We start from the raw sequence: 13,443 nt of genomic DNA, 5'->3' as shown, positions 1-13,443 counted from the left end.
TCGAGCCCACGCCCGAACACGCCGGCGGTTTCCGATCATTCGTTTCGATCTGAAGGAGAGATGCCAATCGGAGCTAGCGAGCCAACGCTCCTTCCGATTGAGAGTGCTTCCGCAGAAAGGATAAATGCGTTCTCGACGAGTGAACTAGCGCCAATTTTGAATGCCGCAAATCGCAGGCTTCAATTTGCGTCCCTTATTCTGCTTATAAGTGTATTGCTTTTTGTACTTGCGCTTGTTCACGGAAATCAACTTTGGCAATCGCTAAGTGCTCTGTATGCGACGATATGCATACCGCTTGCCATTGGGCTCGACCGCTATCGTCGCTCCGTGAAAATTACTTACGAACCGCAGGGTGCAGCAGGCCAGATAGCAAATGCGCTGGTCGATTCTTTTAACGACTTGGCTTCCTGTAACTCGGTTTGGAGGGTGCAAGCAGAGGGTAATACGGCGGATTGGAAAAGGAACGCCGGAGCGACGGTTTTAAATCGACGCAAACGAATCCAGATAGGATTAGACCGTCCAACCTGTATTCGTAGAGGGCCGGTATTCCCTGCTTTAAAGTCCGGAAAGGAAGAGATTTACCTTTTGCCGGATGCGGCATTGATTGTCGCAAATGGTTCGGTTGCGGCCGTTCCTTATGAGCATTTGAACGTATTGAACTCGCGAACCAAATTTATCGAAGAGGAGAGTCCACCTGCTGACGCGCCGATTGTTGGCTATACGTGGCGCTATGTAAACAAGAAGGGTGGGCCTGATCGCAGATTCAATTCCAACAAGCAGCTTCCTGTATGCTTATACGGTGAACTGCATTTTTCTTCTGGAGGGGGGTTGAATTGCAAGATTCATTACTCGAACCCCGAAGCTGCTAATCGGTTGTGCAACGTAATTGGAGTTCTGCACAAAGCGTCACTGGAGTTGCCAAAGGCAATTTCGTACATCAAAACTGCCAAACAATGGCCGACGATTTGCTTCTTCGCTTGTGCAACGTTCCTTGGTGCAAGCCAAACTCTTTTTCTTCCTAGTGTGCAGGATCGTATTTTTTCGCGCTATCCTAGTTTAGGACCGACGAAGTCATCCGACACGCAACAAGCCGCGCCGCCTCGGCCAATTTTTGAAAAAGAAAACTTCAAGACACCTGACTTTAAAGCTTTTCCTGCGCCTCAGATAGTGCACCGGCCAATTCAATCGATGGAGAATGGTCCGGTAAATTTATTGCCCAGTACCGTGCCCTTGCCGCGCCGTCGCCCCAAGTTGTCAGCCCCATCTCCATCGGTTCGCGAGAATGAGGGTCTAATTCGGCAATAACCGCTCCTATACCTTGACAAACGCCTAAAAGAATATATTCCTATTTTCGATGATCTCGCCGTCTCATGAGCGGCGGGAGAACGCGAAGTGACGACGGTGGAGCGCCGGGAGGCGCAGCGCCAAAGTCATTTGGCGCGCGCGGTCCTCGCAAGATCGCGCAGGCGGACCGATCGCAAGGTTCGCCTTACGGGTGTCTCGCAAACACCCCGGCGCCTCCCGAGGCTCCATCGCCTTCGCGCGCATGCGCGGAGTGCAACGTGTCTCACAACTCGGACGCGTCGAGCGCCGCGAGGCGCGTTGATATGGATTGTCGGGACTTGGATTACTGCGTCTTCTCGGCCGGCTTGTCGAAGCATTCGGCGACGTATTGCGCCATCTCGCGTTTCTGGATTTTCGCGATCTTCGCGGCGTTGTTGCATTCGATCAGCTTGAGCTGTTCGGCATGGCGCTTTTCGGCAGCCTCGCGAAACTCCGGCGCGACGGTTTTGGGATCGACGATTTTCTGGGCGCGGGCGGGAGCGCCGCTCAAGGCAGCGGCGGCGAGGGCGATCGAGGCCGCCGCAAGAAAAAGGAGTGTGCCGCGATTGCGCATCACACTCCTGTACCACTTATCGGGCGGCTACGTCATGACCCGTTTGGGGCATGAGCCCGAAAAGCCTATTCGTCCTCGGCCTTCTTGCCGCCGATGGTCTTCAGCTTGGCGAATACCGCGTCGACGTTCATATCGTCTCGCTGCTTCTCGCTGGTGGTCGCGATCTCGTGCTCGGCTTCCTTGCGGGTGGTCTCCGAGGCCGGCAGCAGGGTCGCACCGCCGTATTGCTGGGCGGCCGGCTTTTCCTTCGCCGCGCGCTGCACTTCGAAATCGAGTTCGATCTGCGAGCACAGGCCGAGCGTCACCGGGTCCATCGGCGTCAGCGTCGAGGCGTTCCAGTGGGTGCGGTCGCGCACGCTGGCGATCGTCGTCTTTGTGGTGCCGACGAGGCGCATGATCTGGCTGTCTTTCAACTCGGGATGGTTGCGTACCAGCCAGAGAATGGCGCTTGGGCGCTCGTGACGGCGCGACACCGGCGTGTAGCGCGGGCCCTTCTTTTTCGCCGGCGACGGCAGCACGACCTTGGATTCGCCGAGCTTGAGGCGATAGTCCGCGTCGGCTTCGCCCTTTTCGATTTCCTCGCGGGAGAGCTGGCCGGTCGAGATCGGGTCCATGCCCTTGATGCCCTGTGCGGCGTCGCCGTCGGCGATGGCGCGGATTTCGAGCGGGTGCATCTTGGTAAATTCAGCCACCTGGTCGAAGGTCAGGGCGGTATTGTCAACCAGCCACACGGCAGTCGCCTTGGGCATCAGCGGTGCATTGCTCATGGCAAATCTCCTTTACGCTTCGCCCGCCAGATTTTTTGGGGGGTAAAGCCGTCTGGTCATCGGTGATGACGGGAATTCGTCCCTATATAGTCTGGCAGGGGCAAACCGTTCAATGGTTTTGATCGCCCTTGACAGAACGGGGACCACGGCCCCAAGTCCTTCGAAACAAGTCCCATCCATAGCTCCAAAAACGCTTGATTCCGGCTCAAAATGACCCCTGAAGCTCAAAAACCGCTGCTTTCCGTCGTGCTTTGTTCCCCGCGGGGGTTCTGCGCCGGCGTGGTCCGGGCCATCGACACGGTGGAACGCGCGCTGAAGCTCTATGGCGCGCCGGTCTATGTCCGTCACGAAATCGTGCATAACCGCTATGTGGTGGAGAGCCTGCGCGAAAAAGGGGCGATTTTCGTCGCGGAACTGAACGAAATCCCCCAGACCGACGCGCCGGTGGTGTTTTCCGCCCATGGCGTGCCGAAGGCCATTCCGAACGAGGCCGACAAGCGCAATTTCTTCACGCTGGATGCGACCTGCCCGCTGGTGACCAAGGTTCACCGCGAGGCGGCGATCCATTTCAAGCGCGGCCGCGAAATCATCCTGATCGGCCATGCCGGCCATCCCGAAGTCGTCGGTACGCTCGGCCAGTTGCCGAAGGGTGCGGTCGTCCTGATCGAGACCATGGATGCGGCGCGCACCTTCCAGCCCAAGGATGCGTCCAAGCTTGCGTTCGTGACCCAGACCACGCTGTCGATCGACGACACCGCGGAAATCGTCGCCGTGCTCAAGGAGCGTTTCCCCGACATCGACGGCCCGCACAAGGAAGACATCTGCTACGCCACCACCAACCGCCAGCTTGCGGTGAAGAAGGTAGCACCTCAGGTCGAAGCCATGATCGTGGTCGGCTCGCCGAACTCGTCGAACTCGCAGCGCCTGCGTGAAGTCGCCGAGCGCGAAGGCTGCAAGGTGTCCGTGCTGGTGCAGCGCGCGTCCGAACTCGACTGGTCGAAGTTCGAAGGCATCAAGACGCTCGGCATCACGGCGGGCGCGTCCGCGCCTGAAATCATCGTCGAGGAAATCATGGATGCGTTCGCCGCTCACTACAAGCTGAGCGTCGAGACCGTTTCCGCCGCACAGGAAAACGAATTCTTCCCGCTGCCTCGCCCGCTGCGGAACGACGCAGCGGAATAGGGTCACTAGATGGCGGTCTACACCGACGTCACCGCCGAAGAGCTCGCGGACTTCCTCTCGACCTACGGAATTGGCGACCTGCTGTCCTACAAGGGCATCGCCGAAGGCGTGGAGAATTCCAATTACCTGCTGCACACCAGCAAGAGTTACTTCTTCCTGACGCTGTATGAGAAGCGCGTCGCGGTGAAGGACCTGCCGTTCTTCCTCGGCCTGATGGCGCACCTGGCCAGACACGGCATCACCTGTCCGCAGCCGGTGGTGAATGCAAAAGGCGAGGCGCTGGGCACGCTGGCGGGACGGCCCGCCGCGATCATCGATTTCCTCGAAGGCGTGTGGCCGCGCAGGCCGAATGCTGCGCATTGCGCCGCCGTGGGCGAGGCGCTCGCGAAGATGCATCTTGCGGGCGCGGATTTTGCGATGTCGCGTCCCAATGCGCTGTCGGTGACCGGCTGGCGGCCATTGTTCGATCAGGCTGCCGCGCGCGCCGACAGCGTGCAGCACGGATTGCGCGCGTTGCTCGCCGCCGAACTCGATCATCTCGAACGGCACTGGCCGAAGGATCTGCCGCAGGGCGTGATCCATGCCGATCTGTTTCCGGACAACGCATTGTTTCTCGGCGAAAAGCTCTCGGGACTGATCGACTTCTATTTCGCCTGCAACGACACACTGGCCTATGATGTCGCGATCTGCCTTAACGCCTGGTGCTTCGAGATCGATCATTCCTTCAACGTCACCAAGGCGCGCGCCTTCCTCAATGCCTACACGCGCGCGCGCAAACTGTCGCCCGCCGAGCAGGATGCGCTGCCGCTGCTGGCGCGGGGGGCGTCGATCCGCTTCCTGCTGACGCGGCTGGTGGACTGGCTCAACGTGCCGCCCGGCGCGCTGGTCAAGCCGAAAGACCCGCTCGAATATGTCCGCAAGCTGCGCTTTCATCAGAGCGTGAAAAGCATCAGCGACTATGGCGTCGAGCATTCAGGGTTCGCCGCGTGAGCGACACGAAACTTCCGCACGTGACTATCTTCACCGACGGCGCCTGCTCCGGAAATCCGGGGCCGGGCGGCTGGGGCGCGATCCTTCGTTTCGGCGATGTCGAGAAGGAACTGAAGGGCGGCGAGAATCCCTCCACCAACAACCGCATGGAATTGATGGCGGCGATCTCGGCGCTCGAAGCGCTGAAGAAGCCGGCATCGGTAGATCTCACCACCGACAGCCAATATGTACGGCAGGGCATCACCAGCTGGATTCACAACTGGAAGCGCAACGGGTGGCGCACCGCCGACAAGAAGCCGGTGAAGAATGTCGATCTGTGGCAGCGGCTCGATGCGGCGCTCCATCAGCATAAAGTGCGCTGGCACTGGATCAAGGGCCATGCCGGTCACGCCGAGAACGAGCGCGCCGATCAGCTCGCACGGGATGGGCTTGCGGAAAATCGGTAGAGATCTGCGCGGGTATTTCTCTGCGTCGTCCCCGCTTTCGCGGGGACGACATCTCGCATGTTCTATGTCTGGTGGATAAGCGAAGCTCTCAAAGCTGCGACAGCAGCGTGTCGCCGCCGGAGACTTCAACCTTGCTCGGAACGGCTTCGAGATTGAACTTCGTCACCTTGCCGTCTTCCACCAGCATCGAATAACGCTTCGAGCGGATGCCAAGGCCGTTGCCCGATGCGTCGAGCTCCATACCGATCGCCTTGGTGAATTCGGCGTTGCCGTCGGCGAGGAAAATCGCCTCGTCGCGCTGGTCGGTGTCGCGCTTCCAGGCGTTCATGACGAACGCATCGTTGACCGAAACGACGGCGATGGTGTCGACGCCCTTGTCCTTGAGGGCATAGGCGTTGAGGAAAATGCTCGGCATATGCATCTTGTGGCAGGTGCCGGTGTAGGCGCCGGGCACGGCGAACAGCGCGACCTTCTTGCCCTTGAAAATGTCGTCGGTGGTTTTGACCTGGACGCCGTCCGCGGTCATGACGCGAAATTTGGATTCGGGCAGCTTGTCGCCAACTTTGATGGTCATCGTTACGTCTCCTTGGAAATAGATCGAGTGTCTTTAGCGCGATTTTCGCGAAAGTGGGAACCGGATTTGCGAATGAAAAACGACTGCGACGGGTCGAGCCGGATCGCGTGTTGCGGTGCGATCCGGTTGTTTCGTGCCTATCGCAACGCCGTGGTGACCTCGTAGGCGCTGCCCGGTCCGGCGATCGTCAATTTCAGCACCGCGCCCTCGGCGTTCGCGCCCGGCGGCAGTCCGTCGAGGTCGAAGCCGAAACGCTGCACGCCGCCGCTTTCGCGCTTGACCAGCTTGGGGACCGGCAACGCCCAATCCTGCGTCGGGCCTTCGACGAACAATTCGATGTCCTTGTTCGCGGCCTTGTCGTTTGCAGCCTTGCCGCTCGGAGCCTTGTCGTCCTGCGCAACGACATCGACCAGCACACGCTTGTCCTCGCGACGGACCTCGCGGATGGAAAGTGGCGTGACGTCGCCGACTTTCGCGGGCTTGGGCACGGTCTCCAGCGCCGCGGCGATGGCATTGTCTTCGGTGCTTGCCACGCTGCGAAATGCGAGTTCGGCCGCGGCTTCGACCGGGATGCAGAGTTTCTCGCACACTGCGTAGCTGATTGCCGCACGCAGCGTCACCGGCTTGTCAGGACTCTTTGCGATGATCCGCAGCGGCAACAGAACCTGATTGCGGTAGCCGAACGATATGCCTCCCGCGCCATCGGGAAACTGCATCGGCACGGGCCAGAGGATAGTGACGGATTCGACATTGTCGGATTTCGAGAAATCGATCCGCGGCGGTACGCCGGAATCTCCGGGCGTGCGCCAGTAGGTTTTCCAGCCCGGCTCCATCTGGAAACCGATGCCGCCGAGCAGCACGTTGCCGCTGCGCGAACCTGCGATCAGCCGGACCGCCGAATAGGTGTCCCTGATCCACGGCGACGCATCCTGCGCATGCGCATGGATCGAAAGGAGGCAGGCGATGGCAGCGAAGGCAATGCTGGACGCTGTGCGAACGGGAACCATGGTGACCATCAGATGTCCTTACAGGGCGGGGTCCCTGTGAACTACTGAATTGCCCGTGATCCAGTCTTTTTCGCGACCGAAAGCCGCTGCCAGAACCGCTTGATTGACAGAATCCGCACCCAATATCAGGATGGACGAACAGCATGAGAGTCGTTTGCGAATGATGGCCACACGCAAGAAGACCGAAAAGCCTGCTGCGGGCCAGAATTGGGCCGACGACGACACGTCGGGCGCGGGCTATCTCGACGGCCAGTTGCTGATTGCCATGCCGGTGATGGACGACGAGCGTTTTGCCCGCTCTGTCATCTATCTTTGCGCCCATTCATCCGAAGGTGCGATGGGCATTATCGTCAATCGCCCAGCCGGCAGCATCGACTTTCCGCAATTGCTGGTTCAACTCGACATCATCAACAAGGCCGAGCGGATCAAGCTGCCGGGGCTTGCCGAGGACATGAAGGTCATGAAAGGCGGGCCGGTCGATACTGGCCGCGGCTTCGTGCTTCATTCGAGCGACTTCTTCATCAAGGACGCGACGCTGCCGATCGACGACGGCATCTGCCTCACCGCTACGCTCGATATCCTCAAGGCCATCGCCGCCGGTGCCGGCCCCAAGCACGCGATCCTGGCGCTGGGTTATGCCGGCTGGGCGCCGGGTCAGTTGGAGAGCGAGATCCAGCACAACGGCTGGCTGCATTGTCCGGCCGATCCCGACCTGATTTTCGGGCGCGACGCCGAGGACAAGTATCAGCGCGCGCTGGACAAGATCGGCATCGATCTGGCGATGCTGTCGAACGAAGCCGGCCACGCTTAGAGTCTGACCCGACATTTCGTCATTCCGGGACGCGCTCTTTGCGCGGGCCCGGAATCTTCATCAGCATTGACGTGATTTGGTTGCGCTGGATACCGGGTTCGCTTGTTTCACTCGCGCCCCGGAATGACGCGGATGCACCAGCCTCACGCCGTTTCCGGTCCGGGCGCAGCAGCAGGCGCTGCCGCCGGTGCGGGCGTCGTGATGTTGCGTGCGGTCTGCCGGCGGTTACGCGGCTGCGGGACCTGCTCGCCGGTCAGCAGCCGTATCGTGGCGTCGGCATCCATCGGTTCGCCGAAGGCGAAGCCTTGGGCATATTCGCAGCCCAGTTGAAACAGTTCGACGGCGTCGGAATCGGTTTCCGCGCCTTCCGCGACCACTTCCATGTTGAGATCGTGCGCCAGTGCGACGATCGACTTGAGCAGCACTGGCCGCGCGCCGCGTCCGGTGGTGCGCACAAAGGACTGGTCGATCTTGATGGTGTCGAACGGAAAGCGCTGCAGGTAGGCGAGCGACGAGTGGCCGGTGCCGAAATCGTCCAGCGACAGGCCGACACCGAGTTCTTTGATCCGGTGCAGCATCTGCGCTGCGTGTTCCGGATTTTCCATCACGAGGGATTCCGTCAGTTCCAGCTTGAGCGAACCGCGCGCGACCGCGGAACGTGACATTACACCGCGCACGTCGTGGATCAGGTCGTGGCGCAGCAACTGGCGTGACGAGACATTGACGCTGGCGAAGATCGGTTCGCGCGAGCGCACCGTGCGCTGCCAGATGGCAAGCTGCTTGGCGGTGGTGTCCATCACGAACAGGCCGAGCTCGACGATCAGGCCGATTTCTTCCGCGATCGAGATGAATTCCGACGGCGACATGCGCCCGAGCTTGGGATGATCCCACCGCGCCAAAGCCTCGAAGCCCGCGATGGTGCGATCTTCAAGCCGCACGATGGGCTGGTAGAGAATCGTGATTTCCTCACGCTCGATGGCGCGGCGCAGTTCGGCTTCCAGCGCGAGACGGTCGGTTTTGCGCGCGCGCATGGCGGGCTTGTAGACGTCGATGCGGTCGCCGCCGATGCGCTTGGAATGATACATCGCCAGCTCGGCGTCCTTGATGATTTCCTCGGTCAACGGGATCTGCGGATCGCTCAATGCGAGGCCGATCGATGCGGTGAGGAAAATCTCGCGGCCGTCGAAGGCGATCGGCGCGCGAATGGTCTTGCGGATGGTTTCCGCGAAGGCCGTGATGCGCGCCGGCTCATGTTCCGAGGTGAGGATGAGGCCGAACTGGTCGCCGGCCAGGCGCGCCAGCGTGTCCTGCGGCTTGAGGATGCGCGCCAGCCGCCGCGCCAGCGTTAGCAGGATCGAATCGCCGACGGCGATGCCGACGGAATCGTTGACCTGCTTGAAGCGGTCGAGGTCGATCACCATCACGGTGGGGCGCAGGTTCGGCGTCGTCTTGGCGAAGGTCGAGACGGCGCTCAGGCGATCGATGAAGAGCTGGCGGTTCGGCAGGCCGGTGAGATTGTCGTGGACCGAATCGTGGAGCAGCCGCTCCTCGGAATTCTTGTTCTCGGTGACGTCGGTGAGCGTGCCGACGACGCGGGACACTTCGCCGTCGGAGCCGACCACCGGGCGCGCCTTGAGCGCGAACCACATGAAGTGGCCATCGGGCGTGCGCAGCCGGAAGTCCTGCACCAGACGGCCGCGGCGCTGGTCGAGCACGCTGTCGAGCGCCGCGCGGAAACGATCCTGATCGAGCGGGTGCAGCACCTCGAGCCACTTGGCGGCCGGGCCTTCCAGCGTGCCGCGTTTGAGGCCGAGCAGCACTTCGGTTTCGGGACTGGTGAAGACCTTGTCCGCCGACACGTCCCAATCCCAGATCAGATCGCCGGAGCCTGTCAGCGCCAGCGCGCGGCGTTCGACATCGGAGACGATGCCGTTGGTGGCGCCGCCGCCTGCGAAAGCGTGTTGCATCACCGTGAAGCCGATCAGCATCACGATCAGCACCAGACCGCCGAGCAGCGCCGGTCCGACGATGTCGTTGGTCACGCCGCCGGCGATGGTCATGCCCGCCGCGATCACCCAGACCACCAGAAGGAACCAGGTCGGGATCAGCAGCACGGCGCGGTCGAAACCGTGGGTCGAGAGATAGACGATCAGCGCAAAGCCAAACACCGCGATCAGCGCCAGCGACATGCGCGCGATGCCGGACGCCACGGCGGGATCGAACAAGGCGAGCGCCACCAGCGCGCCGAGGAACACCAGCCAGCCCATGGTGATATGCGAGTAGCGCACATGCCATCGCGACAGGTTGAGATAGGCAAACAAAAATACCAGCAGCGTCGCGGCCAGCATCGCCTCGCCCGACGCGCGCCACACGCGCTCCGAGCCGGCCGACATGTCGAACACCTTGCCCCAGAATCCGAAATCGACGCCGATATAGACCAGCACCGCCCAGGCAAGCGCCGCGGCGGCCGGGAACATGATGCTGCCCTTGACCACGAACAGGATGGTCAGCACCAGCGCCAGCAATCCGGAAATGCCGATGACGATGCCCTGATACAGCGTGAACGAGTTGACCTTGTCCTTGTAGGCTTCCGGCTCCCAGAGATAGAGCTGCGGAATCTTGTCGGTGCGCAGTTCGGCGACGAAGGTGATGACAGCGCCGGGATCGAGTGTGATGCGGAAGATGTCGGCGGTGGCGCTGTCCTGACGTTCCGGCCGGTCCCCGGTCGATGGCGTGATGGTCGCGATGCGCGAGAGGCCAAGATCGGGCCACAACAGTCCCGACGACACGATGCGGTAATGCGGCACGACGATCAGGCGATCCAGCTGATCGTCGGTGTTATTGGTCAGCGCGAACACGATCCAGTTCTGGCCGCCTTCGCGCGCGCGCACCTCGATGCGGCGGACGATGCCGTCGGTGCCGGGCGCGGTCGACACCTGGATGCGGTCGGTGTCGCTGCGCTGGAATTCAAGGATGCCGGTGAGATCGATCGCAGGCGCGTCACTGCGCACGCTGATCGCATCGAGCGCACGTGACGGCTGCGCGAAAGCGCATATCACCAAGCTCAGCAGGAACGAGAGCGCTGCGACACGAAGCGAACTTCGGATGTGGAACACTGGCAGCGCGAAGCCTCTGATCGAGCGCAAAGTCAGCTCTCCGCGTTGAAGGCAGCGGGCCGCGAACGGCCCGCCGATACGAACGCGATAAATGCCACAAATATGAAGCAAATCAAAGGGTTTCGAGCGGTTTCCCAGCCCTAAACGGTGAGCACAATTTTGCCAATATGTTGGCTGGATTCCATCCGCGCATGGGCTTTTGCGGCGTCTTTCAGCGGGAAGCTGCTGTCCATCAAGGGCTTGACCCGTCCGTCCGCCAGCCAGGGCATCGCCTTTGCCTCGATGGCGCTCACCATCGCGGCCTTATCAGCCACGGTGCGGGGCCGCAGCGTTGAACCGGTATGGTGCAGCCGCTTCATCATCAGCTTGCTGAAGTTCGGTGTGGCCTTGGGGCCGCCGAGGAACGCGATCTGGACAATCCGGCCTTCGACCGCGGCCGCGTCATAGTTGCGGTCGATGTAGTCTCCGCCGACCATGTCGAGGATGACGTTGACGCCCGCGCCGGCTGTCAGCTCCTTGGTTTTGGCAACGAAGTCCTCGGTCTTGTAGTTGATCGCCGCATCTGCGCCGAGCTTGAGACACGCATCGACCTTGTCCTGCGCGCCGACGGTGACGAACACTTTCGCGCCGTGCGCTTTCGCCATCTGGATCGCCATGGTGCCGATGCCGGATGAGCCGCCGTGAATCAGCAGCGTCTCGCCGGGCTGCAATCCGCCGCGCTCGAACACGTTGTGCCAGACCGTCATCAGGGTTTCGGGGATCGCGCCGGCCTCTTTCAGCGAGAGGCCTTTCGGCACCGACATGGCGTGGGTTTCGTGGGTGAGACAGTATTCGGCGTAGCCGCCGCCGGCGACGAGCGACATCACCTGCTCGCCGATCTTGCGCTTGGTGACGCCGTCGCCGAGCGCGATCACTTCGCCCGCGACCTCAAGGCCCGGAAGATCGCTGGCGCCGGGCGGAACGGGATAGTGCCCCATGCGCTGCAACACGTCGGGACGGTTAACGCCGGCGGCCGCAACCTTGATCAGGATTTCGTTCGGTCCCGGCTTCGGCACCGGCCGCTGTTCGGGCACAAGCACCTCGGGCCCGCCGGGCTTGGTGATACCGATGACGGTCATCTGTGCGGGAAGCTTGTCCATGATGTGTCCTTGCAGCGGTGGGGCGGGAAGGGAAAGATGCAGGCAGCTATAATCGGGCGAACGACGGGAGGGAAGCATGGCGGCTGAGGATGACGACAAACCGCGCAAGAAAATCAGCCACGAGATCGGGCAGGATTTGTCGCTGCTTTCCGTCGGCGACGTCGAAGACCGCATTGCAATGCTCGCGTCGGAGATCGAGCGGCTGGAAGCCGATGCCGCGAAAAAGCGCGCCAGCCGGGACGCCGCCAACGCCTTCTTCAAATCGTGAACGAGCGGTGTGGTTCCGCTCAATCGCAAAGGAACCGTAAAGGAAATCGTTCATTTACGGGGTATTAAGCTTTCGGGTTTATGACTGGGATTGTCCTTGTTTGGACACCGAGTGGCTCCTGTCCACTCTGTTTGACGCCTCCCTGTTATCAACTTTCAAAAGCCGCGGGAAACCGCGGCTCTTTTTTTGCGTCGCGCGTTTCGGCTCGCGCGGCATGGCGCTGGAAACCATATCTCCTCATTGTTACGCCGCGCGGCTGGACTCCCCGCCGCGGGCGCGCAATGATTTGTTCATCATAAAAAAACCAGCGTAACCGCGTGAGGCGTTAACCATGTCCGATCAGGCCGAAGCCGATCTCGTTCTTCTCAGCGAGAGGATCACCAATTCACCTGCCTTCGGGACCTTGTTCCGGGAAGGCATGGATCTGGTGGAGGAGACCGCGGCCTATCTGGACGGTCCGGGCCGCACAGAGGCCAAGGCGCTCGAGCGCTCGGTCAGCCTGAGTTACGCCACAGAGAGCATGCGGCTGACGACGCGTCTCATGCAATTGGCGTCATGGCTGCTGCTGCATCGCGCCGTCAAGGAAGGCGAGATGACGCTGAACCAGGCCAATCGTGAAAAGACCAAGGTCAAGCTGACCGCAGCCGATCCTTGTCCGGACGAGATGCTTGAGAAATTGCCCGCGCGCTTGCAGGAACTGGTAGCGCGCTCGATGACGCTGCAGGCGAAGGTGCGCCGGCTCGACGTCACGATCCATACGCCGGCCAGCGATCGCGTCACGATCGGCAATCCGCTCGTACCGCAGATGAACATGCTGAAGGCCGCGTTCGAGCGGTAAATTTGGCGAGGCTCAAAACGAAAAACGCCCCGGCTTTGACCGGGGCGTTTTTTTATAGGTGGCTCTGAAGAAGGATCAGTCCTTCTTGAGGAAGCCCGAAAACTTCTTCTGGAAGCGCGAAACACGTCCGCCACGGTCCAGCAGCTGCTGGGTTCCGCCGGTCCAGGCCGGGTGCGACTTCGAGTCAATGTCGAGGTTCAGCGTGTCGCCTTCCTTGCCATAGGTCGAGCGGGTCAGGTACTCGGTCCCGTCGGTCATCACGACCTTAATTGTATGATAATCCGGGTGAATTTCGGCTTTCATGGCAAATCCTCTGGCGCCGCGCGCCCACAGATCAGGGATGTTCGGGACGAATTTGGCCGCTCTATATCGCAGGATAGCCGCTGAAACAAGCTCGCAACGCCATTT

Annotated in this window: 14 protein-coding genes; 7 read left to right on the top strand and 7 right to left on the bottom strand. The window is 61.0% G+C overall.

Annotated features, from left to right (window positions below; genetic code table 11):
- Positions 1-60: 60 nt before the first annotated feature.
- Positions 61-1,305 carry a hypothetical protein gene (locus AC07UB_RS21430; RefSeq protein ID WP_492792813.1) on the top strand — a complete coding sequence of 415 codons (1,245 nt, stop codon included), beginning with the start codon at positions 61-63 and terminating at the stop codon, positions 1,303-1,305.
- Positions 1,306-1,627: 322 nt separating this feature from the next.
- Here AC07UB_RS21430 and AC07UB_RS21425 read toward each other — a convergent pair whose 3' ends face one another.
- Both AC07UB_RS21425 and AC07UB_RS21420 read right to left on the bottom strand, forming a co-directional pair.
- Positions 1,628-1,897, bottom strand: a complete 270-nt coding sequence (locus AC07UB_RS21425; protein ID WP_494653681.1) for a hypothetical protein — start codon at positions 1,895-1,897, stop codon at positions 1,628-1,630.
- A 65-nt stretch (positions 1,898-1,962) separates the two neighbouring features.
- Positions 1,963-2,664, bottom strand: coding sequence for a DUF1013 domain-containing protein (locus AC07UB_RS21420; RefSeq protein WP_492791782.1), 702 nt, complete (start codon positions 2,662-2,664; stop codon positions 1,963-1,965).
- A gap of 210 nt (positions 2,665-2,874) precedes the next feature.
- Here AC07UB_RS21420 and ispH point away from each other — a divergent pair, with 210 nt between their 5' ends.
- Genes ispH through rnhA form a run of 3 tightly spaced genes read left to right on the top strand, consistent with a single transcriptional unit; the run spans position 2,875 to position 5,282 of the window.
- Complete coding sequence (ispH, locus tag AC07UB_RS21415; RefSeq protein WP_492791783.1) at positions 2,875-3,846, top strand: 4-hydroxy-3-methylbut-2-enyl diphosphate reductase; 972 nt, start codon at positions 2,875-2,877, stop codon at positions 3,844-3,846.
- A gap of 9 nt (positions 3,847-3,855) precedes the next feature.
- Entirely contained in the window at positions 3,856-4,836 is a 981-nt protein-coding gene (locus AC07UB_RS21410) for a homoserine kinase (protein ID WP_492791784.1), read from the top strand.
- Complete coding sequence (gene rnhA / locus AC07UB_RS21405; RefSeq protein ID WP_494653683.1) at positions 4,833-5,282, top strand: ribonuclease HI; 450 nt, start codon at positions 4,833-4,835, stop codon at positions 5,280-5,282. Before AC07UB_RS21410 ends, rnhA begins: the two co-directional genes overlap by 4 nt.
- 88 nt (positions 5,283-5,370) lie before the next feature.
- On the opposite strand, the gene AC07UB_RS21400 is transcribed toward rnhA, so the two are convergent.
- Positions 5,371-5,856: a peroxiredoxin gene (locus tag AC07UB_RS21400; protein ID WP_494653685.1), complete on the bottom strand. Its 486-nt coding sequence runs from the start codon at positions 5,854-5,856 to the stop codon at positions 5,371-5,373.
- 137 nt (positions 5,857-5,993) lie between these two features.
- Entirely contained in the window at positions 5,994-6,872 is an 879-nt protein-coding gene (locus AC07UB_RS21395; protein ID WP_494653686.1) for a protein-disulfide reductase DsbD domain-containing protein, read from the bottom strand.
- 151 nt (positions 6,873-7,023) lie between these two features.
- Here AC07UB_RS21395 and AC07UB_RS21390 point away from each other — a divergent pair, with 151 nt between their 5' ends.
- The gene (locus tag AC07UB_RS21390) at positions 7,024-7,674 is read left to right on the top strand and encodes a YqgE/AlgH family protein (protein ID WP_492791788.1); all 651 of its coding nucleotides are present in this window, start codon (positions 7,024-7,026) and stop codon (positions 7,672-7,674) included.
- A 143-nt stretch (positions 7,675-7,817) separates the two neighbouring features.
- Here AC07UB_RS21390 and AC07UB_RS21385 read toward each other — a convergent pair whose 3' ends face one another.
- Together AC07UB_RS21385 and AC07UB_RS21380 are read right to left on the bottom strand one after the other, a co-directional pair.
- A complete protein-coding gene (locus tag AC07UB_RS21385) occupies positions 7,818-10,745 on the bottom strand; it encodes an EAL domain-containing protein (protein WP_494654191.1) in 2,928 nt (975 codons plus the stop codon).
- A 185-nt stretch (positions 10,746-10,930) separates the two neighbouring features.
- Complete coding sequence (locus AC07UB_RS21380) at positions 10,931-11,929, bottom strand: NAD(P)H-quinone oxidoreductase (RefSeq protein ID WP_494653688.1); 999 nt, start codon at positions 11,927-11,929, stop codon at positions 10,931-10,933.
- A gap of 76 nt (positions 11,930-12,005) precedes the next feature.
- Here AC07UB_RS21380 and AC07UB_RS21375 point away from each other — a divergent pair, with 76 nt between their 5' ends.
- Both AC07UB_RS21375 and rcdA read left to right on the top strand, forming a co-directional pair.
- A complete protein-coding gene (locus tag AC07UB_RS21375) occupies positions 12,006-12,197 on the top strand; it encodes a DUF1192 domain-containing protein (RefSeq protein WP_492791790.1) in 192 nt (63 codons plus the stop codon).
- Positions 12,198-12,528: 331 nt separating this feature from the next.
- Entirely contained in the window at positions 12,529-13,035 is a 507-nt protein-coding gene (gene rcdA, locus AC07UB_RS21370) for a protease adaptor protein RcdA (RefSeq protein ID WP_492791791.1), read from the top strand.
- Positions 13,036-13,110: 75 nt separating this feature from the next.
- On the opposite strand, the gene rpmE is transcribed toward rcdA, so the two are convergent.
- Positions 13,111-13,338 (bottom strand): 50S ribosomal protein L31, encoded by a 228-nt coding sequence (rpmE, locus tag AC07UB_RS21365; protein ID WP_019199795.1) that lies wholly within the window; start codon positions 13,336-13,338, stop codon positions 13,111-13,113.
- Positions 13,339-13,443: the final 105 nt, after the last annotated feature.

The sequence above is a fragment of the Afipia sp. GW821-FHT04G03 genome (genome assembly GCF_059419985.1).
Note: the sequence above shows the minus strand (reverse complement) of the source record. Positions and strands in the feature narration are given on the sequence as shown.

Bases quoted from the DNA above. Each gene is read 5' to 3' on its own strand.
- AC07UB_RS21390 (WP_492791788.1), top strand. From the start codon at position 7,024: ATGATGGCCACACGCAAGAAGACCGAAAAGCCTGCTGCGGGCCAGAAT.
- rpmE (WP_019199795.1), bottom strand. From the start codon at position 13,338: ATGAAAGCCGAAATTCACCCGGATTATCATACAATTAAGGTCGTGATG.
- AC07UB_RS21425 (WP_494653681.1), bottom strand. From the start codon at position 1,897: ATGCGCAATCGCGGCACACTCCTTTTTCTTGCGGCGGCCTCGATCGCC.
- AC07UB_RS21375 (WP_492791790.1), top strand. From the start codon at position 12,006: ATGGCGGCTGAGGATGACGACAAACCGCGCAAGAAAATCAGCCACGAG.
- AC07UB_RS21400 (WP_494653685.1), bottom strand. From the start codon at position 5,856: ATGACCATCAAAGTTGGCGACAAGCTGCCCGAATCCAAATTTCGCGTC.
- AC07UB_RS21410 (WP_492791784.1), top strand. From the start codon at position 3,856: ATGGCGGTCTACACCGACGTCACCGCCGAAGAGCTCGCGGACTTCCTC.
- AC07UB_RS21430 (WP_492792813.1), top strand. From the start codon at position 61: ATGCCAATCGGAGCTAGCGAGCCAACGCTCCTTCCGATTGAGAGTGCT.
- rcdA (WP_492791791.1), top strand. From the start codon at position 12,529: ATGTCCGATCAGGCCGAAGCCGATCTCGTTCTTCTCAGCGAGAGGATC.
- ispH (WP_492791783.1), top strand. From the start codon at position 2,875: ATGACCCCTGAAGCTCAAAAACCGCTGCTTTCCGTCGTGCTTTGTTCC.
- AC07UB_RS21380 (WP_494653688.1), bottom strand. From the start codon at position 11,929: ATGGACAAGCTTCCCGCACAGATGACCGTCATCGGTATCACCAAGCCC.
- AC07UB_RS21395 (WP_494653686.1), bottom strand. From the start codon at position 6,872: ATGGTCACCATGGTTCCCGTTCGCACAGCGTCCAGCATTGCCTTCGCT.
- AC07UB_RS21420 (WP_492791782.1), bottom strand. From the start codon at position 2,664: ATGAGCAATGCACCGCTGATGCCCAAGGCGACTGCCGTGTGGCTGGTT.